Consider the following 23002-nt stretch of genomic DNA (forward strand, 5'->3'; position numbering starts at 1 on the left):
CCCCAGTTTTGTTGACTACCATCGTAAATTACCCACCGCGCCGCGTAGTGCCCCGGCACTAGGTGAACCAGTCCGCTCGCCCTATGTGACCGGGACGGCGGTTTTCTACCGTCGAAACCGTGATCAGACGACTCGCGGCGATCGGCGCGGTGGCCTTCCTGCTGCTGCTCCCGGCCGGCCTAGCCGCGGCGCACGGCGTCAGCCCGACCGCGGACCTCCAGCTCGCCCAGTCCTTCGCCGGCAACGAGCTGACCGTGGTGATCCGGCGGACGCCGGCCGTCCCCGGCCCCTTGTACGTCGACGTGATCGCGCACGACCCGGTCCGCCCGGTCACGCTGCAGCTCGGCGTCCGCGGGCTGGAGTCGCAGGCCGGCGGGTCCGTACGGCTCTACCGGCTCGGGATGCACTCGGCGCAACTCAGCGTGACGGCGGCCGGCGCCCATGACCTGACCCTGCGGGCGGACGACGAGGTCGCGGTGATCCCGTTCCGGGTGCTCGTGCCGAGTCCAGCAGGCTGGGAGTACTTCGTGTACGGCGGATTCGCCGCGGCCGGGCTGTTCACGCTCGGTGGGATCGCCTGCGCCGTCGTCCGGCGACCGGTTCTGCGGGCCCTCGCCGTACCGCAGGCTGTGCTGGTCGCGGTGGCCGTCATCGCGTCCGGTACGACGGCCGTGCTCTCCAAGGACCTGCCGCCCGCGCAACCGCGGGGTGCGCTCGACCAGCCGCGCGCGTACGCCGATCCCGTCGACGGCTCAGCGCCGAACGGACGCCCGTACGCGAACCTGAGCGTGCACGCCGCCAAGGCCCGCACGGGTGAGCCGTTCCGGCTGGTGCTGCGCGTGACCGACGGGAACACGGGCCGTCCGGTCGACGACGTCGTCGCGCATCACGCCGCGCTGATGCACCTCGTCCTGACCGACCAAGCCGGTAAGGAGTTCCGGCACGCCCATCCGGTCCGGACCGGGCCGGGTGTCTACGCCATCGAGCACACCGCTCGGACCCCCGGCCGCTGGTTCGTGCACGCCGAGTTCGAACGTGCCGACAGCGGCTCCCAACTCGTCACCGGCTCCTTCACGGTTACCGGTCGGCCGCTGCCGGCGGCCAGAACGACCCCGGCCGACGTCCGCCTCGAAACGACCCCGGCCGTTGCCGGTCGACCGATCACGGTTACCGCACGGGTCTCGGTGGACGGCAAACCGGCGTCCGATCTCCAACCCTGGTTGGGGATGGCCGGTCACCTGGTCGTTCGCGACGACAGCGGCGCGTACTTCGGTCATGTCCACGAGCTCACCTCGATGGCGGCCGCGCAGGGCCGCGATCCGGCGGCGGTGCCGGACGAGACCGTCGCCGCCGAGGGGCCTGACCTGCGGTTCACCTTCAGCCTGCCCACTCCCGGGCGGTACGTCGCCTGGGTCCAGTTCGCCCGCGGCTTCCGGATTCACACCGTGCCGTTCCAGATCACTGTCTCGGAGGGACAACCATGACCAAGACCCGCAGGCGCACGTTGGCCCTGGTGCTGACCGGAGTGCTGCTGGCTGCCGTCGCGGCGGTCGCGTACGCCGTCGGCGGCGAGGAGCGGGTGGCCGTCAAGGCCGCCTCGGACCGCTACCAGATCGAGCTGTACCTCGGCGAGCAGCGGACCGGCCCGATCGACGCCGAGCTCGTCGTCCGCGATCTCGAGGGCCGGCCGGCCGAACTCAAGGGCATCACGCTCGCGGGGGTGATGCCGAGTATGGGCCACGCGATGTCCGAGCTCGCCGCGACCACGACCGCCCCCGGCCGGTACGCCGTCCGCGGGGAGCTGTTCACGATGACCGGCCAGTGGGAGGTCGTCGTCCGCCTGGGTGGCTCGCACGAGATCACCGTCCCGGTCGCCGTCACCCGTTAGGAGCTGTCATGGAAGTGACCCGCACTCTGCCCAAGCGCGAGCAAATCGGCGCCTGGCTCCTGCTGCTGGGGACCAGCACGGCCATGTTCGGACTGGTCTTCGACGTGCAGTGGCACGCCGACGTCGGGCCGGACACGTTCTTCACCCTGCCGCACCTCATCCTCTACCTGGGCTCCGCGATCTCCGGGGTCACCTCGCTGACGGTGGTGCTGCTCGGCACCCGGGCCGCGCGGCAACCGCAGTACGCCGACGGAATCCGGGCGTTGACTGTCTTGGGCACGTTCCGGGCGCCGCTGCCGTTCCTGATCTGCGGATCGGCCGGAGCGATCGGGCTGCTGTTCGGGCTCACCGACCTGTGGTGGCACGAGGTGTACGGCTTCGACGTCACCCCGACCTCGCCGCCGCACGTCGGCATGTCGCTGATGTGGTTCTACGACTCGTTCGGGCTGCTGATGGCGTTCATCATGCTCAGGTCGACCCGAGCCGGGCGGATCGGGCTGCTCGCGGCCGCGGCCGCCATCGTCCCGGGGGCGGTCTTCCTGTCGTACTCGATGCCGACGCTGCCCGGCGTCAGCTCGTTCGCGCTCGCTATCGTTGCCGTCAGCACCCTTTTGTTCGGGCTGGTGGCCGGCTCCCTGCGGCGCCCCGGGCTGGTGGCGGCGATCGCGGCGGTCCAAGCGGTCTGGCATGCCGTGCTGTGGTTCTTCGCTCCGGTGGCGACGAAGTGGTATGCCAACAGCCTCGGCCTGGGACTGCGGGATTTCACCGACCAGCTCCCCGCCGTACCGGTGACGTTGCCGTTCGGGTTGCCGGTGGCGGCGTTGGTGTTCGCCGGGGGACTGGTCCTCGCCCGCCGATGGCCGCCGCGGGTGGTCCTGCCGGTCCTGGGCGCGGTCGCCGGGATCGTGGTCGGGGCCGGTTATCTGCTGATCCCGTTGAACTTCCCGGTCCTGACGGCGCTGGTGGCTGCGCCGGTCGGTGCGCTGGCCGCATGGCTCGGCTGGACGCTCGGCTCCCTGGGCCGGGCCGAAAGCTCCGACGTCACGATCGTCCCGCCGGCTACCCCGGCCCGTCTGGTTGTCTCGGAGGCCTGAATGCGTACCCTGCTTGCGATTCTCACCGCCGGCCTGCTGTTCACCGCTGTCGGTACGCCGGCCGCGGTCGCCGGCCCGCCGCCGGTTGACGTCGTCCACTCCGAGGTCACCCAGGTCGGGCCGTACCAGGTCCGGACGTCGTTCAGCGAGTGGCCCTTGCGCTCGGAACGGTCCCTCGACTTCCTGTTCGACCCGGATCTGGGGATCAAGGCGGTCAGCGGGCAGGTGAAGCCGATCGCGCCGTCCGGGAAGGTGCTGCAGCCGCAGTCCCAGTCGACGCGGGACGGCACCGGGTTCGCGCGGCATCCGCGGGCCTTGAACAGCTGGGGTTTCGACATCGTCGCGTTGACCGAGCCGGGGACGTGGCGGTTCGAGTTCGCGCTCGACGGGCCGCGCGGGCCGGGGCGAGGCGTGCTGGAGATTCCGGTCGGGACCCGGCCTGGACCGCCGTCCGAACTAGCCTGGAGCATCGGCCTGCTGCCGCTGGCTGCGTTGGTACCGATGGGAAGCTATCTCTGGTGGAGAACTCGACGGCGTCGCGACCTCAGTCTGAACGCGTGGTCCTGAAGGCCTGGCTGACCGGCCGGCTCGGGCAGGTGCCGGTCGGTCGGGTCCACCATTGGGTCACTGCGGCGATTCCGCTGCTGTTCTCCTGGCTCACGGTCCAGTCCGACGGTAGCGGGCTGGCGGGGGTCGGGTCCGGGCTGGCGCAGACTCTTGCGCTGCTCGGTGCGCGGCGGGCGCCGGTGCTCGCGCTCTTCCTAGTCGGCACGATCGACCTCAGTGCGGCGTACCTCGGTGCTGGTGTGGCTGGGCTCGGGCCGGTGCTGGCGATGTACTACGCCGCGGCCTGGGCCACTGGCCGGCAGCGCGTGGCGGCCGCGGGGGTCGGGTTCGTGTACGCCGTCGCCGTGGCGATCGCGGCTGGGTGGCCGCCGGCGGCGGTCATCGTCGGGCTCGGGCTGGGCGCGTTCTGGATCAGTGGGCTGTTCGAGGCCTCGCAGCGGGCCCGCATCAGCGAGCTGCACGAGCTGGTGGAAGAACGGGCGGTGACCGAGGAGCGGGCCGCCGAACGCGAGCGTGCGCTACTCGCCCGGGAGCTGCACGACATCCTCAACCACTCCGTCACCCGCATGGTTCTGGACGCCGAGGCGGGTGCTGAGACCGTGGCTGACCGGGAGGCGAGCGCCACCCTCCGCCGGGTCGCCGACACCGGCCGCGACTCCCTGGCTGAGCTACGGCGGCTTCTCGGCGTACTGCGGACGCCGAGCCCGGACGAACTGCGTCCACCGCCGCATCTGGGTCAGCTGGACGAGCTGGTCGCGCGGATTCCGGCTGGTGGGCCGCGGGTCCGGCTGGAACGGCGTGGCGACGTCCGTGCGGCGGACACGAGTATTGAGCTGGCCGGGTACCGGGTGGTGCAGGAGTCGTTGACGAACGTGGCCAAGCACGCGGGCGCCGTACCGACGTCCGTGCTGCTGACGTACCTGCCGAACGCATTGGAGATCTCAGTGACCAACGAGTTGCCGGCTGCGCCCAGCTCCGGTGCGCCGGGTACCGGGCTCGTTGGACTGCGTGAGCGCGTCGAACTGCTCGGCGGCACGTTGCACGCCGGGCCCCGCGGACGGCCGGCGTCCGAGTTCGCCGTCTACGCGACCTTGCCGCTGCGCGGTGGCCGATGACGATTCGCGTCCTCGTCTGCGACGACGAGCAACTGCTCCGCGAAGCCCTCGGCCGGATCGTCGACGTCGCGGACGACCTGGAGGTGGTCGGCCTGGCCGAGAACGGCAGCCAGGCCCTCGAGTTGGTCGCCAAACACTCGCCGGACGTCGTCCTGATGGACATCCGGATGCCGGTCCTGGACGGGATCGAGGCGACCCGCCTGATCGTCCGCGCGCACCCGGCGACCCGCGTCCTGATCCTCACCACCTACGACCTGGACAGCTACGTCTACGCCGCCCTCCAGGCCGGCGCCTCCGGCTTCCTCCTCAAGGACGCCCCCAGCGAACGCCTCCGCGACGGCGTCCGAATAGTTGCCGCGGGCAACTCAGTACTCGCCCCCGAAGCCACCACCCGGATGATCGAAGCCCTCCGCCCCGAGCTCCCCGACGAAGCCGACCAGCACCTGCTCGCCGCCCTCGAGACCCTCACCGACCGCGAACGCGAAGTCCTCACCCTCCTGGCCGCCGGCCACTCCAACCAAGCCATCGCCGACCACCTCCACCTCAGCCGCTACACCATCAAGATCCACGTCTCCAACATCCTCGCCAAACTCAACCTCCCCGACCGAATCCAAGCCGTCCTCGCCCACACCCGTCTCCGCCCCCACCTCTAAAAACAAACCAGCGGCCGAGGAGTAGCTCCTCGGCCGCTGGTGGGAAGTGCGGGGTGGATCAGCCGCTGTAGACGACGACCTTGTCGCCGATCTTGGTGGCGGCGAAGATCTTGGCGATCTTGGCCTTGTCGCGGATGTTCAGGCAGCCGTGGGAGGCGCCGCGGTAGCCGCGGGCCTTGAAGTCCGAGCTGTAGTGGACGGCCTGGCCGCCGCTGAAGAACATCGCGTAGGGCATCTTCGACTTGTAGAGCTTGGAGACGTGGTTCTTCGACTTGCGGTAGACCTTGAACTGGCCGTTCCGGGTCGGCGTCCTGGAGCCGCCGAAACGGGCGTCCAGGACGTAGATGGTCTTGCCGTTCACCAGGTAGACCATCTTGCGCGTCTTCTTGTTGGCGCACATGACGCGGCCCTTCATGCACCGCGGGTCCAGGTGGTAGCGACCGATGTACTTCGTCTTCGCGGCCGGCTTCTTCGCGGCGGCCTTGACGGCCGCGGCTTTCGGCGCGACCTGCGGCGCCGGTGCGGCGGCGTTGGCCGCCGTCGTACCGACAGTCAGAGCACCGACCCCGACGACGGCTACGGCGGTCATGGTGGCGCCGAGCTTACGCAGAATGCTCATGTCCTTCGTCCTTCCCCCAACTGATTTTTGCTTCTTCACAAGATCAGACGCCGTAACTCGGCAAGAGGTTGGTAACGACTTTGCACAACCTCTGCGGCGACGGGCCGAGGAACGGTGTATCACACCGCTGTGATTCCCGTCCCGCCGCCGAAGTGCGCGTTGCCGAACCGTGCTCTGAAAAGGCCTGTTACGCCTTGTTCTTGCGGCCGAGCTTGGCCCGCTCGATCTGCGTCAGCGCGACCTTGCGCATCCGGATCGCGTCCGGCGTGACCTCGACGCACTCGTCCTCGCGGCAGAACTCCAGCGACTGCTCGAGGGACAGCTTGCGGGCCGGGACCAGCTTCTCGAACTCGTCCGCGTTCGAGCGGACGTTGGTCATCTTCTTTTCCTTGGTGATGTTGACGTCCATGTCGTCGGAGCGCGAGTTCTCGCCGACGATCATGCCCTCGTACACCTCGGTGGTCGGCTCGACGAACATCGTGCCGCGCTCCTGCAGGTTGATCATCGCGTACGACGTCGCGACGCCCGTCCGGTCCGCGACCAGGGAGCCGCTCGGGCGGGTGCGCAGCTCGCCGAACCACGGCTCGTAGCCCTCGAAGACGTGGTGCGCGATGCCGGTACCGCGGGTGTCGGTCAGGAACTCCGTCCGGAAGCCGATCAGGCCGCGGGCCGGGACCAGGAACTCCATCCGCACCCAGCCGGTGCCGTGGTTGGTCATCTGCTCCATCCGGCCCTTGCGGACGGCGAGCAGCTGGGTGACGGTGCCGAGGTACTCCTCGGGGCAGTCGATGGTCAGCCGCTCGACCGGCTCGTGCCGCTTGCCGTCGATCTCGCGCGTGACCACCTGCGGCTTGCCGACGGTCAGCTCGTACCCCTCGCGGCGCATCTGCTCGACCAGGATGGCCAGCGCCAGCTCACCACGGCCCTGCACCTCCCAGGCGTCCGGACGCTCGGTCGGGAGCACCCGGATCGAGACGTTACCGATCAGCTCCTTGTCGAGCCGGTCCTTGACCAGGCGGGCGGTCACCTTGGTGCCCTTGACCCGGCCGGCCAGCGGCGAGGTGTTGGTACCGATCGTCATCGAGATGGCCGGCTCGTCGACCGTGATCAGCGGCAGCGGCTTCGGGTTCTCCGGGTCGCTCAGGGTGTCGCCGATCATGATCTCCGGGATCCCCGCGATCGCGACGATGTCGCCCGGGCCGGCCGAGTCGCCGGGGACGCGCTCGAGCGCCTCGGTGACCAGCAGTTCGGTGATCTTCACCCGCTGCACCGAGCCGTCGTGGCGGCACCAGGCGACCTGGGAGCCCTTCTTCAGCGTGCCCTCGTGCACCCGGACCAGCGCGAGCCGGCCGAGGAACGGCGAGGCGTCCAGGTTGGTCACGTGTGCCTGCAGCGGCGCGTCCTCGGTGTACTCCGGGGCCGGCACGTTCGCCAGGATCGTCTCGAACAGCGGCTCGAGGTCCTCGGAGTCCGGCAGGCCGCCGTCGGCCGGCTGGGTCAGCGACGCGCGGCCCGCGCGGGCCGAGGCGTAGACGACCGGGAAGTCCAGCGCGCCCTGGTCGGCGTCGTGGTCGAGCAGGTCCAGGAAGAGCTCGTAGGTCTCGTCGACGACCTCGGCGATCCGCGAGTCCGGCCGGTCGACCTTGTTCACCACGAGGATCACCGGCATCCGGCGGGCCAGCGCCTTGCGCAGCACGAACCGGGTCTGCGGCAGCGGGCCCTCGGAGGCGTCCACGAGCAGGACGATCGCGTCCACCATCGACAGGCCGCGCTCGACCTCACCGCCGAAGTCGGCGTGGCCGGGGGTGTCGATGATGTTGATCGTCACCGTCTCGCCGCTGGCCATCTTGTGCCGGACGGCGGTGTTCTTGGCGAGGATCGTGATCCCCTTCTCACGCTCCAGGTCACCGGAGTCCATCGCCCGCTCGTCGACGTGCTGATGCGCGCCGAAGGCGCCGGACTGCCACAGCATCGCGTCGACCAGGGTGGTCTTGCCGTGGTCGACGTGGGCCACGATCGCGACGTTGCGCAGGTCGTTACGGACAGGCATGGGGAAGCGCTCCAAGCAGTAGACTGGGTGTCAGGCGGTGGCTACGGCGTGTTCTGAATCGTGTTCTGAGTCACGGAATCGGCCACTCGACGCAAGGCACAGCCCTCATATCCTACCGGTGACCGAACGTATCGACGAAACTCGCAGCCGGTCAGCGCCCGTCCAGCAGTGCGTTCCCCGACCGCTGCGCCGCCCCGGCCGGTGCGATCCGCAACAGTTGGTCACGCAGCGTCAGTCCCCGCCCGAGATGCGCGCCGAACCGCGCCAGCTGCGCCGACCGCCGGACCAGTAACTGCGTACGCCGATACCGGGCTTCCTCGTAGCGCCGCAGCCCTACCGCCAGCTCGCCGTCCAGCCGGCCGAGCGCCACGCCGTCCTCGAGCGCGGAATTCGCCCCTTGGCCGAGCGTCGGCAGCATCGGGTGCGCGGCGTCGCCGATCAGGACCGTACGCCCCTGGGAGTAGCGCGGCAGCCTCTTCCGGAGTACCCAGACGTCATGCCGGATCAGCTCCTCCGCCCGGGTGGCCGCGATCCGCTCCCGGATGTCGGGAGCCCAGTCGGCCGTTTCGGCGTACGTGCCCCAGGAAACCCGCGCGCGGACGCCGCCGGGCGCCCCGGGTTCGACGGAGGTGACCCGTGCGCCGGTCACGAGATCCGCGCCGGCGGCGGCGTCCATCAGCGCCTGCTGCAGCCTCCGGCGATGGATGCCGACCATCCGCGGCGGATCCGAATCAGGTGCCCTGAGCAACCATTCGCCGTCGGCACGCCGGGTTCCGGCCGGGCGGACGGCGTACCCGGCGCGTACGGCTGTGGAGGTATCTCGGGAGCCTTCCGGTGGGGGATGTTCGGCGGCTGTGGCGACGCCAGAGTGGAGGGCATGGAGACCAAAGGTGTGACCAGGCGACGGTTGCTCGCCGGAAGTGCAGGAGTCGCGGCTGCGGCCGTGTTGGGGACCGGGACGGGCTTTGCGGGCGGCGGAGGGTCGGTTGCGGACTGGGTCCGGGCCAATGCGCGGCCGGTTGGCGACTTGCGGCAGCTGCGGCGGTCGATCGGCGGTGCGCAGATCGTGGGGCTGGGGGAGGCCGTGCACGGGACGGCGGAGCTCACTCGGCTCAAGCTGCGTGTCGTCCGGTATCTCGTGGAGGAGCTGGGGTTTCGGGCGATCGCGTTCGAGGACGACTGGTCGGTGGGGACACAGCTCAACGACTACGTGCTCACCGGCCGCGGGGACTTGCGGACGCTGGTCGGCCAGCTGAGCCGGGAGTCGCGGACACATGAGATCGGTGAGCTATTCGAGTATCTGCGGGCCTACAACGCCACCCACCGCGACAAGGTGCGGTTCGCGGGTGCGGAGTACTTCGCCACCCGCCAGCTCTCGTACGACGCCGTCGAGGACTACGTCGCGCGTCGGGCACCGCATCGGCTGGCCGAGCTGCGGCGCGATCTGAAGCCGATCATCCCGCATCTGACCGATATCGGCGCTTACATCCAGTGGTACCGCAAAGAGGTGCAGAACAAGGAGCTCTACATTCAGCGGGCCACTGCGGTCCACGCGCTCGTGCGGGACCTGCCCAGCAATCGCGAGCAGGCGGTCATCGAGCACCATGCGCGGCAGATCCGCTCGTTCTACACGGCGTTCAGCCTGCCGGACGCCGAGATCTGGGCGTACCGCGACGCCCGCGGCGCCGAGAACGTCCGCTGGTGGCAGGGGTTCACGCGCAGCAAGGTCATCTACTGGGCGGCGTCCGCACACACGGTGAACTCGCCGAACCTCTGGTTCAGCGTCGGCGCCGGGTTCAAGAACGTCGGGACCTACCTGCACGAGTGGTACGGCGATCGCTACCGCTCGCTGGGCTGCACCTTCGACCGCGGCACGGCTCTCGGTCCGGTCGAGCTGCCGCCGGCGGAGCCCGAGTGGTTCGAGCACCAGCTGGGCGCTTCGGCGTCCGAACAGTTCACGCTGGACCTGAGGGGGCCGCAGCCGCCCGCGGTCCGGGAGTGGCTGCGCCGGACCGCGCGGACGAGAGGCCTGCCTGAGGTGCCGGGGTCGTACATGACCGGTGACAGCCTCAGCAGCTGGTTCGACGTGCTGCTGCACACGCGCGAGGTGTCACCGACGCACCGCTACTGAACGCGGTGCACCTTGTGCTGCGCGGCCTGGGCGCGCGGACGGACGGTGATCCGGTCGAGGTTGACGTGCGGCGGGCGGGTGGCCACCCAGCTGACGATGTCGGCGATGTCGTCCGACGTGAGCGGCTCGGCGACACCGGCGTACACGGCGTCCGCCTTGGCCTGGTCGCCCTCGAAGCGGGTCAGTGCGAAGCCCTCGCTCTTGACCATGCCCGGTGCGATCTCGGTGACCCGGACCGGCTGGTCGAAGAGCTCCAGGCGCAGGGTGTCGACGACGGCCTTGGCGGCGTGCTTGGCGGCGACGTACCCGCCGCCGTTCTCGTACGCCACCTGGCCGGCCGTCGAGCCCATCACGATGATCGTGCCGCGCCCGGCGACCAGGGCCGGCAGCAACGACTTGGTGACCGCGGCGACGCCGATCACGTTCACCTCGTACATCCGCCGCCACGCGTCCAGGTCGGCGTCCGCCACCGGCTCTGCCCCGAACGCACCACCCGCGTTGTTCACCAGCAGGTCCAGCCGGTCGCCGACCGTCGCGGCCAGCGCCGCCACGTCCTCCGCCGCGGTGACGTCGCACTGGACCGCGCGGCCGTCGATCTCCTTCGCCAGCGCCTCGATGCGATCCAGCCGCCGCGCGGCCGCGATCACCTCGAACCCATCCCGGGCGAGGCGGCGAGCAGTCGCCGCCCCGATCCCACTGCTCGCTCCGGTCACCACAGCAAGAGGACGCTCAGTCATGCCCCGAGTCTCGCAAACTTCCCCAGGACGTCGGCAGCCTGTCTCATCAGACCGGAGTCGCGTGCCGCGCCCGCTCCGTGATTGGCGCGGTCAGCCGGGCTTTTCTGATCACCAGAGCGAGTGCTGAGCCGGTGAGGACGACGAAGCCGGCGGTCAGGGCCAAGGTCGGAGTGTCGAAGCGGATGACCGAGTGGCCACGGACGGCCTGGAACGTAGTGACGGTCATCAGACCGGTGTAGGCGAAGGCCGCTACGCCGAGGAGCTGGTGGCGGACCCGCTCCGGGCGCAGCCAGGTGATGCGGACGGCGAGCACGGTCAGCAGCAGGACGAGCGCGAGGAGTGCGTGCAGGGCGTGCATGCCGAAGAAGTGCGGGACGCGGAGGTCGCCGCCCTCGGTGCTCCAGCGGACGATCGGTAGTCCGGCGCCGCCGGCTTCGACGCCGACGCCGTGGCTGCCCATCAGCTCGACCGGGCGTCCTTGCGCGTCGGTCACCTGCTGCGGGTGCGCGTCGGCGCCCGACAGGTAGAGCGCGACGGCCATCCCCGCGAAGGCCAGGCCGACGCCGACGCGGATCGCGCGGGTCAGCGGCTTGTCGCCGATCCGCTGGAACAGCAGCGTGATCGCGATCACCAGACTGGCCGTGAACAGGCCCAGGACGCCGATCGAGAAGATCTGCTGCCCGACGGTGTTGAAGGTGTCGGTGTTGTTGTTGAAATGGCTGAACGTGCCACGGGCGGCCTGCACGGCGATGAAGCCGACGTCGATCAGGCCGGTGACCGCGAACGCCGTACCGAGCAGCCAGCCGAAGCGCTTCGCCTTCTGCAGCCGGGACAACAGCCAGGCCAGCGCCGCGCCGTACGCCGCGAACGACATCGCGAACTTGAGCGGTTTCAGCCAGACGGACTCGTTCAGGACTTCGCGGTCGTCGAGTAGCAGACCGACGCCGGCGACCGCTGTCAGCGCGGTCATGACAAGCACCATCAGTACGAGCGGACGGTGCCAGCTCCGTACTTCCCCCAAGACTGTTCGCATGGCTCAATGCTTTCGATCACGCGGTCGTTCGGCAGTGGGCCGAAGTCGCCTGATGAGGTGGTGGTAGCTCCACTTACACCTGTAGGGCAGGCGTACGCTGACCGGGTGACCGAACCGTCCGCCGTCCCTCCGCCGCGTCGGGTCGCGATGATCAGCCTGCACACCTCACCGCTCGACCAGCCCGGGACCGGCGATGCCGGCGGTATGAACGTGTACGTCGTGGAGCTGTCCAAGCAGCTCGCCGAGCTCGGCACCGAGGTGGACGTGTTCACCCGGGCGACGTCGTCCGCGGTACCGGCCCGGGTCGAGCTGATGCCGGGCGTGACCGTGCGCAACGTCGCCGCCGGGCCCTACGAGGGCCTCACCAAGAACGAGCTGCCCGCCCAGTTGTGCACGTTCGCCCGCGCGGTGCTGCGCGCCGAGGCGATCCACGAGCCCGGCTGGTACGACGTCATCCACTCGCACTACTGGTTGTCCGGCCAGGTCGGTCTGCTCGCGCGGGACCGCTGGGCCGTCCCGCTGGTGCACACCATGCACACGATGGCCAAGGTGAAGAACGCGAGTCTCGCGGACGGCGACGTCCCGGAGCCGCCGGCCCGGCTGATCGGCGAGGAGCAGGTGGTCGAGTCCGCGGATCGCCTGCTGGCCAACACCCCGGACGAGGCGCAGGAGCTGATCAGCCTGTACGGCGCGCAGCCCGCGAAGGTCGGAGTCGTCAACCCTGGCGTCGATCTGGAGGTGTTCGAGCCTGGCGACCAGGCGGCGGCCCGGCGCGCGGTCGGCGTACCTGTGGATGCGGTGGTTCTAGCGTTCGTCGGGCGGATCCAGCCGTTGAAGGCGCCGGATCTGCTGATCCGGGCGGCCGCGCGGATGCTGGAGCGCGATCCGTCGCTGCGGTCGCGGTTGGTGGTCGCGATCATCGGCGGGCCGTCGGGGAACGGGATGGAGCATCCCGAGGCGCATGCCGAGCTGGCGCGGGCGCTGGGGGTCGACGACGTCACCCGGTTCGTGAAGCCGATGGAGCGGGCGGGGCTGGCCGAGTGGTACCGGGCCGCATCGGTCGTGTGCGTGCCGTCGTACTCGGAGTCCTTCGGGCTGGTCGCGCTGGAGGCGCAGGCGTGCGGTACGCCGGTTGTCGCGGCTGCCGTCGGCGGGCTGACCACCGCGGTGGTGAATGGTCAGACTGGTTTGCTGGTCGATGGGCACCGGGTGGATGACTTCGCCGACGCGCTGGCGCGGATCGCGACGGATCCGTACACCCGCGAGACGATGAGCCAGGCGGCGGTCAAACACGCGCAGGGCTTCGGTTGGGAGCTGACCGCCCGCAGGACGCTGGCGGCGTACCGGACCGCGGCGGAGACGATGGCAGCTGAGGTGTTCTGAATGAGAGTGTCCGCGGCGGACGTCATCCGTCAGGTGCTGACCGAGAACGAGCTGGAGTTCACGGAGGCGACGCCGGGGGTGTTCACGGCCGACCTGCCGGGGGAGCGCAAGCTCAAGACCACGGTGTCGCTGACCGTCGGGGCGCAGGCCGTCCAGGTGCACGCGTTCGTGGCGCGGCATCCGGACGAGAACCACGCGGCGGTCTATCGGTGGCTGCTGGAGAAGAACCTGAAGATGTACGGCGTCGCGTTCGCCGTCGACCATCTCGGCGACATCCACCTGGACGGGCGGGTGCCGTTGCACGCGATCACCCCGACCGAGGTGGATCGGCTGCTCGGCGCCGTCCTGGAGTACGCCGACTCGTCGTTCAACACGATTCTCGAGCTCGGCTTCGCCTCGTCGATCCGCAAGGAGTACGAGTGGCGGGTCGCGCGCGGGGAGTCGACCCGGAACCTGGACGCGTTCAAGGGCTGGCTCGAGCGTCAGTAAACTGCGGGCATGACCTATCGCCTGATCCTGCTCCGCCACGGCCACAGCGACTGGAACGCCAAGAACCTCTTCACGGGCTGGGTCGACGTCGACCTGAACGCCCAGGGGGTCGAGGAGGCGCACCGCGGCGGTGAGCTGCTCCGCGACCGCGGCCTGCTCCCCGACGTCCTGCACACGTCGCTGCTGCGCCGGGCGATCCGCACCGCGAACATCGCGCTCGAGGTGGCCGAGCGCCAGTGGATCGACGTCCGCCGGTCCTGGCGGCTGAACGAGCGCCACTACGGCGCCCTGCAGGGCAAGGACAAGAAGCAGACGCTCGAGGAGCTCGGCGAGGAGCAGTTCATGCTGTTCCGCCGCTCGTACGACACCCCGCCGCCGGCGATCGAGCGCGGCTCGGAGTTCGACCAGGCCGGCGACCCGCGGTACGCGGCGCTGCCGCCGGAGATCCTGCCGGCGACCGAGTGCCTCAAGGACGTCGTCGCCCGGATGCTGCCCTACTGGTACGACGCGATCGTCCCGGACCTGCGGGCGAACAAGACCGTCCTGGTCACCGCGCACGGCAACTCGCTGCGCGCCCTCGTCAAGCACCTCGACGACCTCGACGAGCCGACCGTCGTCGGGCTGAACATCCCGACCGGCCTGCCGCTGCTCTACGAACTCGACGAGAACCTGAAGCCGATCACCCGCGGCGGCGAATACCTCGACCCGACCGCCGCCGCGGCCGCCATCGAGGCCGTCAAGAACCAGGGCCGTTGACCGCACGCTACGGCCTGCCGTTCGACGCCGAGCGCGCCGTGACCGAGGCGACCGAACTCCTGGTCGCCGACGTCCCGGCCGCCGGCCCGGTCACCGCCGCGGGTGACGCCGACGGCGAATGGGCCCACACCACCGGCCCCGGCTTCCGCCTCATCCCCCTCTGGGAAGGCGGCGGCCTCACCGGTCTCTACGGCCCCGAGTGGGACGCCGAGGTCGCGACCGCCACCGCCCACCTAGAGACCCTCACCAGCTCCTTCTCCGCCACTTGGGGACCGCCCCGCGAGATCTCCATCGACGGCCCCATGCTCCGCCACCAAATGGGCCACCCCGTCGACCCCCTCTACCAAGCCCTCTTCGCCCAAGACCTCTACGGCAACCTAACTCTCTGGGGCCCGATCCAAACCCGCTGGCTAGCCCTGGTCCTAGGCCACAGCGACGGCGACGCCCCCCTAGTCCTAGCCGCCCTAACCACCACCCAAGAAGTCCACCAACCCCCACCCCCCTAAACACAAGTAGCCCCCAGCAACCACCTGATTGCCGGGGGCCCCTTGTTTCACAAGCTGACGCGGGCCTAGCCCCCACCGCCATTGCGCCAGTCGCCTGTCGCGGCCGGGCCGTCCGCCGTGCCCACCCATCCAGCGGCCGCCAGAAGAGCGCTTAGCTCGTGCTTACCCAACCGTGGTTCTGCGCCGGGGGCTCGCCGCGTGGTGCGCTCGCCCCGCTGGGCTGGTTGGCCCGCGGGGCGTGCTGCCGGAGTGGGTTTAGTTGTTGCCGTTGGGGTTGGGGGTGGAGGCGCCGGCGCCGGAGCCGGCGGCGGTGCCGCCGATGGCTACGGGGAGCTCGCCGGTGACGAGGTAGACGACGCGGCGGGCCATGGAGACGGCGTGGTCGGAGATGCGCTCGTAGTAGCGGCCGAGGAGGGCGATGTCGACGGCGACCTCGACGCCGTGCGGCCAGCTGTCGTCCATCATCAGGCGGAACTGGTTGGAGCGGAGCTTGTCCATGTCGTCGTCGGTGGACTCCAGGCGGGCGGCGGCCTCGACGTCCCGGGTCTGGATGACGTCGCCGGCGGCGTCGACCATGGTGCCGGCGACGGTGCCCATCTCCTGGATGACGTCGTGCAGCTCGGCCGGGATCGCGGGCGCCGGGTAGCGCAGCCGGGCGATCTTGGAGACGTGCGCGGCGAGGTCGCCCATCCGCTCCAGGTCGGCGACCATCCGCAGCGCGGCGACCAGCATCCGCAGCTCGTTGGCGACCGGGGCCTGCCGGGCCATCAGCTCGAAGACCTTCTCCTCGACGCCCTCACCGGCCGCGTCCAGCTGGATATCGGCCGCGATGACCTCTTCGGCCTGCCGGATGTCGGCCTCCAGCAGAGCGGCGGTCGACCGGCGGACCGCGGTCGAGACGGTCCGGGTCATCCGCTCCAGCTCGGCCAGGATGTCGTCGAGCTGCTCGTGGTAACTGTCACGCATTGTGTTCGTTTCCGATCTGTGGTCCGGTGCCGGACAGGCCCGTACCCGTCCAACGGTGACCGTACGGCGTCGAGGTTGCCGGGCGGCGACGAGTGGTGAACGCCTGATGAACAGTTGAGACTTGTCCCGGTCAACTGGTGCTCATTCGGTCTTTCCCTGCTGGTTGCCCGCGTAGCATCGATTCCGTGGACCCCACGCTGGCTGCGGTGCTGGGCGGCGTCATCGGCGCGGCCCTGGCCCTGCTTTCACTCGGTGCGATGGTGCTCTCCGAGCGATCCCAGCGCAAGATCCCGGTCTCCCCGGATCCCGCCGTCCCGAGCGGCGTCGCGACCGTCCTGTCCGTCCTGCGTTCGTCCGCGGTCGTGATGGGCCCCGAGGACCAGGTGCTGCAGGCCAGCGCCCCGGCGCACGTGCTCGGCATCGTCCGCGGTGAGCGGCTGGTCGTCGACGACATCCTGACCATGGTCCGGGCGGTCCGCCGGGACGGCGAGATCCGCCAGCAGGAGCTGGAGATCGTCCGCGGCCGGCTCGGCGCCACGCAGTACGTGAGCGCCCGGGTGGCCCCGTTGGGCAGCCAGCTGGTGCTCGTCCTGGTCGAGGACCGGACCCGCGAGCGCCGCCTGGAGGCGATCCGGCGGGACTTCACCGTCAACGTCAGCCACGAGCTGAAGACCCCGGTCGGCGCGCTCATCCTGCTCGCCGACGCGGTCTCCGAGGCCTCCGACGACCCCGAGGCCGTCCAGCGGTTCTCGGACCGGATGCGGATCGAGGCGTCCCGGCTGAGCCGGCTGGTGAAGGAGATCATCGAGCTGTCCCGGCTGCAGGGCGACGACCCGCTCGAGCACCCGCACTCGGTCGACATCAACGCGGTGATCGACGCCGCCGTCGACCGCTGCCGGGTGGACGCCGAGGACCGCGACATCAAGATCGTGGTGAAGACCGAGCCCGAGCTGGAGGTGATGGGCAGCGAGGACCAGCTGTCCATTGCCATCGGCAACCTCGTCGAGAATGCCGTCAACTACAGCCCGGACGGGACCCGCGTCGCGGTCGCGGCGCACCCGATCGGCGACCTGGTCGAGGTGACCGTGAGCGACCAGGGCGTCGGCATCCCGACCGGCGACCTGGAGCGCATCTTCGAGCGCTTCTACCGGGTCGACCGGGCCCGCAGCCGGGAGACCGGCGGCACCGGGCTGGGCCTGTCGATCGTCAAGCACATCGCCTCCATCCACGGCGGCGACGTCCGGGTCTGGAGTGTCGAGGGCCAGGGATCGACCTTCACCGTGCGACTCCCGTTGCGGCTCGACCCCGCACCGGGCCAGACCGGCTCCCTCAGCCAGGAGGAGCCGGCCGTCACCCTGCCGCCTACCCCGTCAGGGCAGATCACAAAGGAGACAGCTTCGTGACCCGAGTGCTGGTCGTCGAAGACGAAGAGAGCTACAGCGACGCCCTGTCGTACGTCCTGCGCAAGGAAGGCTTCGAGGTCGCCGTCGCGGAGACCGGGCCGGATGCCCTGGACGAGTACGACCGGGCCGGCGCGGACATCGTCCTGCTCGACCTGATGCTGCCGGGCCTGTCCGGCACCGAGGTGTGCCGGGCGCTGCGCAGCCGGGGCAACGTCCCGGTGATCATCGTCAGCGCCAAGGACACCGAGGTGGACAAGGTCGTCGGCCTCGAGCTGGGCGCGGACGACTACGTCACCAAGCCGTACAGCCCGCGCGAGCTGCTCGCCCGGATCCGCGCCGTACTGCGCCGCGGCCAGGACGTCGAGCTGCTGCCGGACACCCTGGAGGCGGGCCCGGTCCGGATGGACGTCGAACGGCACGTGGTGACCGTCGGCGGAGCGGAGATCCGGCTGCCGCTGAAGGAGTTCGAGCTGCTCGAGATGCTGCTCCGCAACACCGGCCGGGTGCTCACCCGCGGTCAGCTGATCGACCGGATCTGGGGCGCCGACTACGTGGGCGACACCAAGACCCTCGACGTCCACGTGAAGCGGCTGCGCTCGAAACTCGAGAAGGACCCCTCGAACCCGTCGCATCTGGTCACCGTCCGCGGGCTGGGCTACAAGTTCGAGTCCTGACTCACAACCCGGGCGGCTCGTCAGGAGCTCGCGGGTTAGCTTAGGCTGTCCTTAGTTGAACCGAACTGAGGAGAGTTTCCCGTGTCCCGTCGACTCCGGGCGATCAGTGCGACCGCCGGCGTACTGATCGCGACCAGCTCGCTGGTGGCGTGCGGCCAGTCCGACGACGCGCAGCCGCAGGCGTCCGGAGGTACGGCGTCCGCAGGGTTCCCGGTGACGCTGAAGAACACCTTCGGCGAGACCGTCGTCCCCGCGAAACCGCAGCGGATCGTCACCCTCGGCTGGAACGCGCAGAGCATCGTGCACGCCCTCGGTGAGACGCCGGTCGCGATGCCGAAGGTGACCTACGGGCCGACGGCCGCCGGCGTCAGCGCCTGGGACGCCGACTGGTTCGACGCGTCGAAGACGCAACTGCTCGACACCGGCGACAAGTTCCCGTTCGAGAAGATCGCCGGCCTGAAACCGGATGTGATCCTCGCGCCGTACGAGGGCTTCGACAAGGCGACGTACGACACGCTGACCGGGATCGCGCCGACCGTCGCCTACCCGGGTAAGCCGTGGCAGACCACCTGGCAGGAGCAGACCCTGCTCGTCGGCCAGGCGCTCGGCAAGAAGACCGAGGCGGAGAAGCTGATCAGCGACCTGAACGCCCAGGTCAAACAGGTCGCCGCCGATCACCCCGAGTTCAAGGGCAAGACCATCTCCGTCGGCTCGTTCGGCACCGACAACTGGCTCTACATGCCGACCGACCCGCGGGTCCAGATCCTCACCGAGCTGGGCTTCGTGAACTCACCCGGCGTCGAGGCGCTGCAGAAGCAGAACGCCAAACAGGAGTTCGCCGTCCCGATCAGCAAGGAGAAGATCGCGGACGCCGAAGCCGACGTCCTGGTCGCCTACGTCGACGGCCTCGGCCCCGACAAGTTCGCCGCCGACCCCATCTACGCCTCCCTCGGCGCCGTCAAACGCGGCAGCACCTTCGCCTCCGCCGACCAGCAACTCATCTCCGCCATGAGCTCCGTCAGCGTCCAGAGCGTCCCCTGGGTCCTCGCCAAACTCGTCCCAGCCCTCTCCAAGGCCGCCAACGCCGCCAACTGAACGTCCGCCGGGACCTCGGCCACAGGCCCCGACGGTACGACGAACGGGCCGTCCCGCGCCGGGGCGGCCCGTTCGGCCCGTTCCGGCGCCGGTGACAGGGGGTGAGCCGGCTACTCCTGACTGCTAGCGTGATGCCCCGGTCGGAGCTGGGGGTTATGTGTGCTGGAACTGATGGCGAACGAGGCGGTCAAGCTGGTCGCAGCCGGCCTGGTGAGTGGCGCCGGGGACGCCGTACGGTCGGTGATCCGCCGCAAGCTGGGGAAGCGGCCACCCAACGCCGAGGCGATCGCCGCAGCGGCCGCATCGGATCCCGAGTTCGCCGCAGTGCTACAGACGGCGCTGTCGCACGTGAACACCGGTCCGGCTGATTCCGGACCGGCCGGGATCGCCGACTTCCGCGATCGGCTCGAGTGGCTCGCCGAGCCGCCGGAGCACGGCATCCGGCTGATCAGTGGCCCGCTGGGGTCCGGACGCCGTGAGCTCGCGCGCCAGTTCGCCGACGCCGCGCAGGATCGCTATCCCAGCCGCTTGATCGAGATCGACCTGGCCGAACTGCGCACCGGCGACGTCCTCGACCTGGCGCAGCTGAAGCAGCGCCTCCTGCGTGCGTTCGGGATTGCCGACGCCGAGATCCTGCCCGACGACGCGGGGCTCGACGAACAGGTCCGATCGGCGTTGGCGTCGCGGTCGCGCCGGATCATTCTGACCGAGGTGGTCAGCGCGCGGGATCTGAAGCTGTTCCTGCCTTTCCAGCAGCACAACCTGATCCTGGGCACCACTGCGGTCCTGGACAGAGAGTTCTACGCGGTCGACAGGGCGCCGATCGTCATCCGCGGTCTGGACGAGCCGGGCGCTACCGAGCTGCTGGCCGACCACTGCGGCGGCGTCGAGCTACCGGAAGGCCCGACCAGTGAGCTACTTGATCTGTGCGGCCGGACGCCCGCCGCCATCCAGCAGGTCGGTCGCACTCTGGCCTTGGCCAGCGGTGAGCCGCATCCGGTGGCTGCCTTGGTCGCGCATTACCGGCGCCTTGGGCTGGTCAACGAGGAGGCGGCGGTCAAAGAGCTGGTCCGCCTGCAGTTCGACCGGCTGCACCCAGATGTCGTGACCGGAGTCGTGCTGCTGGCAGCGTTCCCCGGCGGCTGGTTCACTCGCCGCACAGCGGCTGCGTACCTCGGCGACGACAGGCTCTTCGAGCGCATCGTCGATGCCCAGCTGACCGAGCTGCCCGAGGGGGAGTGGCATCGCCTGTCGCCGCTGGTCGCTCAGTACGCGGCTGATCAGGGTCTGGACGGCGAGCAGGCGTTCGCCCGGCTGCTGAAGTACCTCCGTGACCGGACGGTAGCGGCCGATCTCGCGGGTGATGAGCCCGGACGCCGGGGCCGGCTGCGCGAGTACGTCGTACCGGCTGGGCTTACGTGGCGTTCGGAGGACGGCGATCGGTTCGAGTGGCTCGACAGCCACCTGGTGCTGATCGACGCCGTCGTCCGGGCGGCGCACGTCCGCGGCAGGCACAAAGAGGTGTGCCAGCTGGTGGGTGCGATCGAGGTCCTCGTCAACCAGCGCGGGAGGTGGCGCGAGTACGCCGAGCTCAACCAGCTCGCCGTCGAATCGGCGCGAGCGCTGCCCGGTGGGGAGGCGTTGCTCGCCCGAATGCTGATGATGCGGGCCCGGACCAACTTCTTGGCGCGCTGGTTCGACACCGTGGCGGCTGACCTGGCGGAGTCGCGGGAGCTCATTGAGCGAGCCAACGTGTCGGACTGGCGCCGGCAGCGGTTGCAGGCGTCCGCTGCCGAGTTCGAGGCGCGGTTCCGGGAGGAACGGGCCGAGGTCTTCGCCGCGGAGCGGCCGCAGCTACTGGCCGAAGCCGAGACCTGGTTGCAGCTCGCCGTCGGGATCGACTGCGCCCTCGACGACTCTGTTGCCGAGGGCATCCATCGTCGGATGCTGGCCAACGTGCTGGTCGGGTCCGGGCAGCCGGATGCGGCGCTCGGGGAGATCGAGCGGGCGCTGACCGTGACGACCGGGCGCAATCGCGGCCGGGTCGAGATGGTGGCAGCGCGGGCCTGTCTGGCCCTTGGCGATCCGGCCGCGGCCCGGGGCTGGTGGGAACGGGCGCGGGACGGTCTGCTTGCGCTCGCAGCTCAGCAGTACAACTGGGAGCTCAGAGAGCTCGAAGCGTTCCTGCTCGCCGCCGAAGGTGCTGTGGACGACGCCCGGCTGGCCTGGGCGAAGCTGATCGACGACAGCTTCGCGTCGGCGCATCCGCGCGCGAACGAGTACCTCAGCCGGCTGCGATCGCTACCCGAATCACGTGGTCGCCGACGGCGATGAGTTCGGTCGGGCCGAGCTGCCGCAGGTAGCCGAGTGTGGCCAGGAGCAGTGGGTCGATCGTGCTGTCGTCCGCCGAGAGGATGTACGTCGATCCGTCGCGGAGCCGGAGGCGACAGTGGTCCGAAGCACGGGCGGCGACCAGATCGGCGTCCGGCCAGGCACTGAGGGTTTCGGTGGCCCAGGAGGCGAAGTCGGTGCTGTTGTCGGTGAAGACGATGGCCGCGCCGGACAGCTGCCGGAGCGAGGCTCGGGAGGCGTGGGCGACCACGTGCTGGTGGTCGAGCCGGTGCTGCGTCGATGTGGCTGGGTAGCGGACGATCGTGGTTTCGCGGTCACCGGGTCGCGTACCGACGATGAAGGCGGCGATGTCCGCGCCGGGATCGACGTACGGCGGATGGGTCGGGTACTCGGCTGCCTCGGCCGGCTCCGGTAGCCGCATCAGCTCGTAGCAGGCAGACCGGAGTACGGCGGCAGATCGGCCCGGCTCAGCCACCGCGTGGTCGACGATGAAATCGTAAGTCGGCTCGGCGGACGCGGAGCGGAGTTGCGGAGCCGGCTCGGCATCGACGTCCAGCCTGGGGAGGTGCGTGGCCAGGAGGGCTGCTGGGGAGCCGGGCAGGGTCGTGTCCGGGCTGCCGTCGGCCAGGAGTAGTGGGCGGCCGAGTGCGGCGGCGTACAGCGCTAGTGAGCCGGTGTCGGTGATGACGTGATCGGCGGCGATGAGTGCGGCCTGCCATCCGGCCTCGGGTGGGATGACGCGCAGGCCTGCCTGGCTAGCGGCGGCCTGCCAGGCGTTCAGCTGCCAGGCGCCGTGCGCGGCCGCGATCCCGGGGTGCGTCACGAGGCAGACGACGTACTCGTCAGTGGGGAGCTCGGCGACGAGCCGCAACGGCAGCTGGGGATGCGCGCCGAGCAAGGACGCCGGGCCCCAGGTCGAGGCGACGGTGACCACCTGTCGCCGTCCCGCGCCCAGGGCTGCGCGGTAGTCCGGACGCCGGTGCTGGCTCGCCAGGAGGCGATCGAGTCCCGGATCTCCGACCACCTGGGTGCGGTCCGCCGCGGCCGAGCTGACCTGCCGGACCTGCTCCACCTGTTCCGGGTGGCTGACGCCGATCAGAGCCGGGACGACGCGGCCGTCGGAAAGCAGCCGGTTCGGGTCCAGCCCGGCGACTGTCGTCGTCCGCGGGTAGTACTTCTGGAAGGTGACGCCGTGCGGCAGCAGGACGACCGGACCGTCCAGCAGTTGCAGCTCGTCGTTCTCACTGGCGGCCAGGATCAGGTCGAAGTGCCGGGTCACGGCCTGGCTCCAGGGGATGGCCGTCATCCCGAGTCGCTCGAGTAGGGCCGGCGTCCCGGCGCCGAGAACAGCCGGGCGGCGTTCGTCCACCGTGAACACGACCTGCAGGCGGTGGTCGTTCGCCAGCAGGGTCAGGACGTCGACCAGCCGGTTGAGCGTGGTCACGGTCCGGACCACGACCAGCACGCGGCGGTCGGACCGATAGGTCAGCC

General features: G+C 69.9%; 22 protein-coding genes. 15 read left to right on the forward strand and 7 right to left on the reverse strand.

Annotation, left to right across the window (positions count from 1 at the left end; genetic code table 11):
- The first annotated feature begins 119 nt into the window (after positions 1-119).
- Genes ACZ6ZD_RS12890 through ACZ6ZD_RS12915 form a run of 6 tightly spaced genes read left to right on the forward strand, consistent with a single transcriptional unit; the run spans position 120 to position 5317 of the window.
- Entirely contained in the window at positions 120-1484 is a 1365-nt protein-coding gene (locus ACZ6ZD_RS12890; RefSeq protein WP_465671358.1) for a hypothetical protein, read from the forward strand.
- Positions 1481-1888 (forward strand): hypothetical protein, encoded by a 408-nt coding sequence (locus tag ACZ6ZD_RS12895; protein ID WP_465671360.1) that lies wholly within the window; start codon positions 1481-1483, stop codon positions 1886-1888. Before ACZ6ZD_RS12890 ends, ACZ6ZD_RS12895 begins: the two co-directional genes overlap by 4 nt.
- 8 nt (positions 1889-1896) lie before the next feature.
- The gene (locus tag ACZ6ZD_RS12900) at positions 1897-2982 is read left to right on the forward strand and encodes a hypothetical protein (protein ID WP_465671362.1); all 1086 of its coding nucleotides are present in this window, start codon (positions 1897-1899) and stop codon (positions 2980-2982) included.
- Positions 2983-3549, forward strand: coding sequence for a hypothetical protein (locus ACZ6ZD_RS12905; protein WP_465671364.1), 567 nt, complete (start codon positions 2983-2985; stop codon positions 3547-3549).
- Positions 3540-4664 carry a sensor histidine kinase gene (locus tag ACZ6ZD_RS12910; protein ID WP_465671366.1) on the forward strand — a complete coding sequence of 375 codons (1125 nt, stop codon included), beginning with the start codon at positions 3540-3542 and terminating at the stop codon, positions 4662-4664. The genes ACZ6ZD_RS12905 and ACZ6ZD_RS12910 overlap by 10 nt, the downstream gene beginning before the upstream one ends.
- Entirely contained in the window at positions 4661-5317 is a 657-nt protein-coding gene (locus tag ACZ6ZD_RS12915) for a response regulator (protein WP_465671368.1), read from the forward strand. The genes ACZ6ZD_RS12910 and ACZ6ZD_RS12915 overlap by 4 nt, the downstream gene beginning before the upstream one ends.
- Before the next feature lie 58 nt (positions 5318-5375).
- Here the strand turns inward: ACZ6ZD_RS12915 and ACZ6ZD_RS12920 are convergent, their stop codons facing one another.
- The 3 genes from ACZ6ZD_RS12920 to ACZ6ZD_RS12930 form a co-directional block, all read right to left on the reverse strand.
- Entirely contained in the window at positions 5376-5936 is a 561-nt protein-coding gene (locus ACZ6ZD_RS12920; RefSeq protein WP_465671370.1) for a L,D-transpeptidase, read from the reverse strand.
- A 187-nt stretch (positions 5937-6123) separates the two neighbouring features.
- Positions 6124-7986 carry a translational GTPase TypA gene (gene typA / locus ACZ6ZD_RS12925; RefSeq protein ID WP_465671372.1) on the reverse strand — a complete coding sequence of 621 codons (1863 nt, stop codon included), beginning with the start codon at positions 7984-7986 and terminating at the stop codon, positions 6124-6126.
- A 151-nt stretch (positions 7987-8137) separates the two neighbouring features.
- Positions 8138-8701: an FAD-dependent oxidoreductase gene (locus ACZ6ZD_RS12930; protein ID WP_465671374.1), complete on the reverse strand. Its 564-nt coding sequence runs from the start codon at positions 8699-8701 to the stop codon at positions 8138-8140.
- A 162-nt stretch (positions 8702-8863) separates the two neighbouring features.
- Here ACZ6ZD_RS12930 and ACZ6ZD_RS12935 point away from each other — a divergent pair, with 162 nt between their 5' ends.
- Positions 8864-10117 carry an erythromycin esterase family protein gene (locus ACZ6ZD_RS12935; protein WP_465671376.1) on the forward strand — a complete coding sequence of 418 codons (1254 nt, stop codon included), beginning with the start codon at positions 8864-8866 and terminating at the stop codon, positions 10115-10117.
- On the opposite strand, the gene ACZ6ZD_RS12940 is transcribed toward ACZ6ZD_RS12935, so the two are convergent.
- Entirely contained in the window at positions 10111-10854 is a 744-nt protein-coding gene (locus ACZ6ZD_RS12940; RefSeq protein ID WP_465671378.1) for an SDR family NAD(P)-dependent oxidoreductase, read from the reverse strand. The genes ACZ6ZD_RS12935 and ACZ6ZD_RS12940 overlap by 7 nt on opposite strands.
- Before the next feature lie 46 nt (positions 10855-10900).
- Positions 10901-11824, reverse strand: a complete 924-nt coding sequence (locus ACZ6ZD_RS12945; protein ID WP_465671380.1) for a hypothetical protein — start codon at positions 11822-11824, stop codon at positions 10901-10903.
- Between the two features lie 168 nt (positions 11825-11992).
- On the opposite strand from ACZ6ZD_RS12945, the gene mshA reads away from it, so the two are divergent.
- From mshA to ACZ6ZD_RS12965, 4 genes are read left to right on the forward strand one after another with little or no spacing between them, the layout of a single operon-like run.
- The gene (gene mshA, locus ACZ6ZD_RS12950; RefSeq protein ID WP_465671382.1) at positions 11993-13270 is read left to right on the forward strand and encodes a D-inositol-3-phosphate glycosyltransferase; all 1278 of its coding nucleotides are present in this window, start codon (positions 11993-11995) and stop codon (positions 13268-13270) included.
- A complete protein-coding gene (locus ACZ6ZD_RS12955) occupies positions 13271-13759 on the forward strand; it encodes a type III secretion system chaperone family protein (RefSeq protein WP_465671384.1) in 489 nt (162 codons plus the stop codon). It abuts the gene before it with no gap.
- A gap of 9 nt (positions 13760-13768) precedes the next feature.
- Positions 13769-14515 (forward strand): phosphoglyceromutase, encoded by a 747-nt coding sequence (locus ACZ6ZD_RS12960; RefSeq protein ID WP_465671386.1) that lies wholly within the window; start codon positions 13769-13771, stop codon positions 14513-14515.
- The gene (locus ACZ6ZD_RS12965; protein WP_465671388.1) at positions 14512-15021 is read left to right on the forward strand and encodes a hypothetical protein; all 510 of its coding nucleotides are present in this window, start codon (positions 14512-14514) and stop codon (positions 15019-15021) included. Before ACZ6ZD_RS12960 ends, ACZ6ZD_RS12965 begins: the two co-directional genes overlap by 4 nt.
- A 255-nt stretch (positions 15022-15276) precedes the next feature.
- Here the strand turns inward: ACZ6ZD_RS12965 and phoU are convergent, their stop codons facing one another.
- On the reverse strand, positions 15277-15987 hold the full coding sequence (gene phoU, locus ACZ6ZD_RS12970) for a phosphate signaling complex protein PhoU (protein WP_465671390.1): 711 nt from the start codon (positions 15985-15987) through the stop codon (positions 15277-15279).
- 185 nt (positions 15988-16172) lie between these two features.
- On the opposite strand from phoU, the gene ACZ6ZD_RS12975 reads away from it, so the two are divergent.
- From ACZ6ZD_RS12975 to ACZ6ZD_RS12990, 4 genes are all read left to right on the forward strand, one after another.
- Positions 16173-17390, forward strand: a complete 1218-nt coding sequence (locus ACZ6ZD_RS12975; protein WP_465671392.1) for a sensor histidine kinase — start codon at positions 16173-16175, stop codon at positions 17388-17390.
- Positions 17387-18064 carry a response regulator gene (locus ACZ6ZD_RS12980; RefSeq protein WP_465671394.1) on the forward strand — a complete coding sequence of 226 codons (678 nt, stop codon included), beginning with the start codon at positions 17387-17389 and terminating at the stop codon, positions 18062-18064. The genes ACZ6ZD_RS12975 and ACZ6ZD_RS12980 overlap by 4 nt, the downstream gene beginning before the upstream one ends.
- 81 nt (positions 18065-18145) lie before the next feature.
- Positions 18146-19159, forward strand: a complete 1014-nt coding sequence (locus ACZ6ZD_RS12985) for an iron-siderophore ABC transporter substrate-binding protein (protein WP_465671396.1) — start codon at positions 18146-18148, stop codon at positions 19157-19159.
- 159 nt (positions 19160-19318) lie between these two features.
- Complete coding sequence (locus tag ACZ6ZD_RS12990) at positions 19319-21493, forward strand: hypothetical protein (RefSeq protein ID WP_465671398.1); 2175 nt, start codon at positions 19319-19321, stop codon at positions 21491-21493.
- Here the strand turns inward: ACZ6ZD_RS12990 and ACZ6ZD_RS12995 are convergent.
- Positions 21444-22955: a hypothetical protein gene (locus ACZ6ZD_RS12995; RefSeq protein ID WP_465671400.1), complete on the reverse strand. Its 1512-nt coding sequence runs from the start codon at positions 22953-22955 to the stop codon at positions 21444-21446. The genes ACZ6ZD_RS12990 and ACZ6ZD_RS12995 overlap by 50 nt on opposite strands.
- Between the last annotated feature and the right edge of the window lie 47 nt (positions 22956-23002).

Source organism: Kribbella sp. NPDC104218, assembly GCF_055584105.1.